A 3,874-nucleotide genomic window follows, 5' to 3' on the forward strand; every position below is an offset into this window, starting at 1 on the left:
GGCAGACTCGGTGCGGCGCAGAAACACCCAAGCCAAGGCAACTGGGTTATTCCCCTTCGGGCCAGCGCAAGTATTGTTCGCGGCAATGACGAGCTTAAGGCCGGAGTGGGGCAAGCTTCGCGAGCCAGGCCATAACCCCAAATGAAAAACACCGTTTCCCCCAGGCAGAGAAACGGCATCCTTTCTTAAGTGAACAGCATTGCCGCATCGCGGGGCTTTTCTACATCCGGGGCCTCAGCCCCGCCGCGACAACGGCTGGCGTTCGAAACGCACACCGGCCAGGCCGGTATTCTGCAGCGCCCGGATATTGGCGTGATCAGTACCCTCGGGCGTATCACGCACCGCGCGGTAGTGCTCACCGAAGGCCAGCAGGGTTTCCTCCAGGCTCAGGCCCTCGAGGATGGCGAAGCCGAGCGTCTTGCAGGACCCCTCGTTCTGCCCGGCCGGGTTTTCCACCGGGCCGTTGCTGAAGGCGCTGGGGCTGTAGCTGTAGTGCTCGGCGATGAACGCCAGGGTATCGGTGAACAGGTGCTGCTCGCTGCGCAGGCGCGCGCGGAAATCGGTGAGGGTCATCAAGGCGGGCTCGTCAGTGTTTCTTGGCGGTGTCGAAGGCGGCCTGCTGCTCGGGCGAGGCCTCCTTCTGGTATTTCGCCTTCCATTCGGCGTAAGGCATGCCGTAGATCTCCTCGCGGGCCTGTTCCGGGCTCAGTTCCAGGCCCATGTCGTCGGCCGCGGCCTTGTACCACTTGGACAGGCAGTTGCGGCAGAAGCCGGCGAGGTTCATCAGGTCGATGTTCTGCACGTCCTTGCGGTTGCGCAGGTGCTGCACCAGGGTGCGGAACGCCGCGGCTTCCAGTTCCGTGCGTTGTTCCTGGCTGAGGTCGAGGATGCTGTGTTCGGGCTTGCTCATGGGTCGGGCTCTCGCGTGGCGCGTCGTCGTGGGACGTCGGGGCTCTTCGGGGCTGCGCAGATGATAAGAGCGGGGGCGGGCGCCAGCAATGGCCGTTGGCCAGGCGGCGCCGCGCGGCTCAGCGCTGCGCGGCGAGGGCGATCGACACCGATTCGGCGAAGCGCAGGGCGTGGGGCTTGTCCACTTCCACCTCGGCGTAGCGCACCGCCGGGTGGGCCATGACCAGGTCGAGGATTTCCTGGGTCAGGCGCTCCAGCAGGGCGAAGCGGTTCTCCTCGACATGGGCGATGATCGCCTTGGTGATGGTGCGGTAGTTCAGCGCGTGCTCGATGTCGTTGACCTGCACCGCCTCCTGCGAGGGGTAGAGGATGGTCAGGTTGATCAGCACGTCCTGCTTGTTGAGGATTTCCTCTTCCTTGATGCCGATGTAGGTGCGCACGCGCAGATCCTTCACGCGGATCCGCGCCATGCCCGGCTGCAATTGCGTCATTTCACTTGCTCCGTCCGATCAGTTGCAGGAATTCCTGGCGGGTGTTGCTGGAGTCGCGGAAGGCGCCGAGCATCACCGAGGTGAACATCTGCGAGTTCTGCTTCTCCACCCCGCGCATCATCATGCACATGTGCTGGGCCTCGATCACCACCGCCACGCCGGCAGCGCCGGTGATGCGCTCGACCGCCTCGGCGATCTGCCGCGTCAGGTTCTCCTGGATCTGCAGGCGGCGGGCGAACATGTCGACGATGCGCGCCACCTTCGACAGGCCCAGCACCCGTCCGGTGGGAATGTACGCCACATGGGCCTTGCCGATGAAGGGCAGCAGGTGGTGTTCGCACAGCGAATACAGCTCGATGTCGCGAACGATCACCATCTCGTCGTTATCCGAGGCGAACAGCGCGCCGTTGACCACCTCTTCCAGGCTCAGCTCGTAGCCGTGGCACAGGTAGCGCATGGCCTTGGCGGCGCGCTTGGGGGTGTCGAGCAGGCCCTCGCGCTCGGGGTTCTCGCCCAGGCCCAGGAGTATCTCGCGGTAGTTCGCGGACAGGGAATCGGTCATTGCAGGTTTCCTCGCGCCACGCCGGGCGGTCATTTGAGGTGCCGGCCGCCGTTGACGGTCAAGGTGGTGCCGGTGACGTAGGGGGTGTCCAGCAGGTAGCGGATGGCCTGGTAGACGACGTCCGGCCCGGGCTCGATGCCCAGGGCGGATTTCGCCAGGGTGCGCGCGCGGTAGTCGGCGTCGTCCCCGGCGTTGAACATGACCAGCGCCGGGGCGATGGTGTTGACCTTGATCTTCGGCGCCAGGCGCGCGGCGAAGGACAGCGTCAGGCTGTCCAGCCCGGCCTTGCTGGCGCAGTAGGCGACGTGCTTGGCGCTGCCCTTGCGCACCACGTCGTCGCTGACGTGGATGATGTCGGCCGGCTGCGAGCGCTCCAGCAGCGGCGCGCAGTGCAGGTTGATCAGGTAGGGGGCGAGCATGTGCACGCTGAACAGCTCGCGGAAGGCCTCGGCCTCGTGGCCGGGCGTTTCGGCGAGCCACGCCGAGGCGTTGTGGACGATGGCGCGCAGGCTGTCGGTGTGCGCCTTGAGTTCGTCGATGAAGGCGAGGATGCCGGCCTCGTCGGCGAAGTCGCCGTACAGGCAGGTTGCGCCGCGCTCGCGCAGTTGCTGCAGCCCGGGCTTGTCGCTGCGGTAGCTGACGATCACCGGCTGGCCCGCGTCGAGCAGGCGCAGCGCGCAGTGCAGGCCGACGCGCTGGCTGGCGCCGGTGATCAGGATGGGGGCCGGGGATGCGCTCATGCGAGCCTCGTGGCTGGTGGAAAACCGCCGGCGGAGGCATATCCGAGCGGCGCGGTGGGAAAAAACTATACCAGCCCGGCGGCGCCGGCGAACACCCGTGGCCGGCTTGCGGCATAATGGGCGTTTGTCGCATGAACCGGGAGTTTCCATGAAAGTCGCCATTCTGTCCGGGTCGGTCTACGGCACCGCCGAAGAGGTCGCGCGCCATGCCAGGCGCCTGCTGGAGGCCGCGGGCCTGGAGACCTGGTTCGAGCCGCGCGCCACCCTGGACGCGCTGATCGAAGCCGCGCCCGACGCCTTCCTGACGGTCACCTCGACCACCGGTCTGGGCGAGCTGCCGGACAACATCCAGCCGCTGTACTACGCCCTGCGCGACCGCCTGCCGAACTGGCGCGGCCTGCCCGGCGCGGTGATCGGCCTGGGCGACTCCAGCTACGGCGACACCTACTGCGGCGGCGGCGAGCAGGTGCGCGAGCTGTACGCCGAACTGGGCCTGCGCGAGGTGCTGCCGATGCTGCGCCTGGACGCCAGCGAGACGGTCACCCCGGAGACCGACGCCGAGCCCTGGATCGCCGAGTTCATCGCTGCGTTGAAGGGTTGATGCACGACCTGCAGCGAGCCCCACCTGTAGGAGCGCGCCCTGCGCGCGAATCGCAGGCAGGGCCTGCTCCTGCGAGAAGCTGTGCTCGCCTGCAACGTAGGAGCGACTGTCTTGCGCCGAGGTGCTCTTCGTAGGATGGGTTGAGCTTGCGAAACCCATGCGGTGGCGCTGATGGGTATCGCTTCGCTCAACGCCATCCTACGAAAAACCGTGCTTCCTGGAACCGTAGGAGCAACTGTCTTTCACTGCTGCACGGTACCTGTTCTCCAGCAGGTACCGTCCCTGACCATGGCGTTCAACCGCACGATGAGCACACGCATGCAGGCCACCAGGGCAACCTTGGCGCATCGACCGTTCTCGCGCAGGCCTTGGTAGCGGCGGGCGAAGTCTTCCTGATAGCGAATAATCGACAAGGTCGTCATGTACAGGATGCGCCGGATCATGCCTCGTCCTCCCCGGATTCGGCGCTGTCCCGACTTCTGCCCGCTGTCGCTGTTGTACGGGGCCAGGCCCACCAGGGCGGCGATCTGGCGGCGGTTCAGTTGTCCCAGCTCCGGCAGATAGGCCAGCA

General features: G+C 66.2%; 7 protein-coding genes. 1 reads left to right on the forward strand and 6 read right to left on the reverse strand.

All coding sequences use genetic code 11. The annotated features are described in order from the left end of the window. Positions 1-234 precede the first annotated feature (234 nt). The 5 genes from QSJ95_RS32405 to folM form a co-directional block, all read right to left on the reverse strand. Positions 235-573 carry a HopJ type III effector protein gene (locus QSJ95_RS32405; RefSeq protein ID WP_009616043.1) on the reverse strand — a complete coding sequence of 113 codons (339 nt, stop codon included), beginning with the start codon at positions 571-573 and terminating at the stop codon, positions 235-237. A gap of 13 nt (positions 574-586) precedes the next feature. Next, positions 587-910, reverse strand: a complete 324-nt coding sequence (locus tag QSJ95_RS32410; protein WP_009616044.1) for a DUF1244 domain-containing protein — start codon at positions 908-910, stop codon at positions 587-589. A gap of 118 nt (positions 911-1,028) precedes the next feature. After that, positions 1,029-1,400: a dihydroneopterin triphosphate 2'-epimerase gene (gene folX / locus QSJ95_RS32415; RefSeq protein WP_009616045.1), complete on the reverse strand. Its 372-nt coding sequence runs from the start codon at positions 1,398-1,400 to the stop codon at positions 1,029-1,031. 1 nt (position 1,401) lies between these two features. Continuing rightward, entirely contained in the window at positions 1,402-1,962 is a 561-nt protein-coding gene (folE, locus tag QSJ95_RS32420) for a GTP cyclohydrolase I FolE (protein ID WP_009616046.1), read from the reverse strand. 29 nt (positions 1,963-1,991) lie between these two features. Beyond that, positions 1,992-2,702 (reverse strand): dihydromonapterin reductase, encoded by a 711-nt coding sequence (gene folM, locus QSJ95_RS32425; protein WP_285647860.1) that lies wholly within the window; start codon positions 2,700-2,702, stop codon positions 1,992-1,994. 148 nt (positions 2,703-2,850) lie between these two features. Between folM and QSJ95_RS32430 the strand changes: the two genes are divergently transcribed. Further along, positions 2,851-3,303, forward strand: a complete 453-nt coding sequence (locus QSJ95_RS32430; RefSeq protein ID WP_009616048.1) for a flavodoxin — start codon at positions 2,851-2,853, stop codon at positions 3,301-3,303. A gap of 242 nt (positions 3,304-3,545) precedes the next feature. On the opposite strand, the gene QSJ95_RS32435 is transcribed toward QSJ95_RS32430, so the two are convergent. Beyond that, positions 3,546-3,874, reverse strand: a 329-nt coding sequence (locus QSJ95_RS32435) for a transposase (RefSeq protein ID WP_285647863.1), incomplete at its 5' end; no start/stop codon positions are given.

This window comes from Pseudomonas sp. NBRC 100443 (assembly GCF_030268185.1).
GTDB classification, from domain to species: domain Bacteria; phylum Pseudomonadota; class Gammaproteobacteria; order Pseudomonadales; family Pseudomonadaceae; genus Pseudomonas; species Pseudomonas citronellolis.

Excerpts from the sequence above, each read along its gene's own strand:
- QSJ95_RS32405 (WP_009616043.1), bottom strand. The coding sequence starts at position 573 with ATGACCCTCACCGATTTCCGCGCGCGCCTGCGCAGCGAGCAGCACCTG.
- QSJ95_RS32410 (WP_009616044.1), bottom strand. The coding sequence starts at position 910 with ATGAGCAAGCCCGAACACAGCATCCTCGACCTCAGCCAGGAACAACGC.
- folX (WP_009616045.1), bottom strand. The coding sequence starts at position 1,400 with ATGACGCAATTGCAGCCGGGCATGGCGCGGATCCGCGTGAAGGATCTG.
- folE (WP_009616046.1), bottom strand. The coding sequence starts at position 1,962 with ATGACCGATTCCCTGTCCGCGAACTACCGCGAGATACTCCTGGGCCTG.
- folM (WP_285647860.1), bottom strand. The coding sequence starts at position 2,702 with ATGAGCGCATCCCCGGCCCCCATCCTGATCACCGGCGCCAGCCAGCGC.
- QSJ95_RS32430 (WP_009616048.1), top strand. The coding sequence starts at position 2,851 with ATGAAAGTCGCCATTCTGTCCGGGTCGGTCTACGGCACCGCCGAAGAG.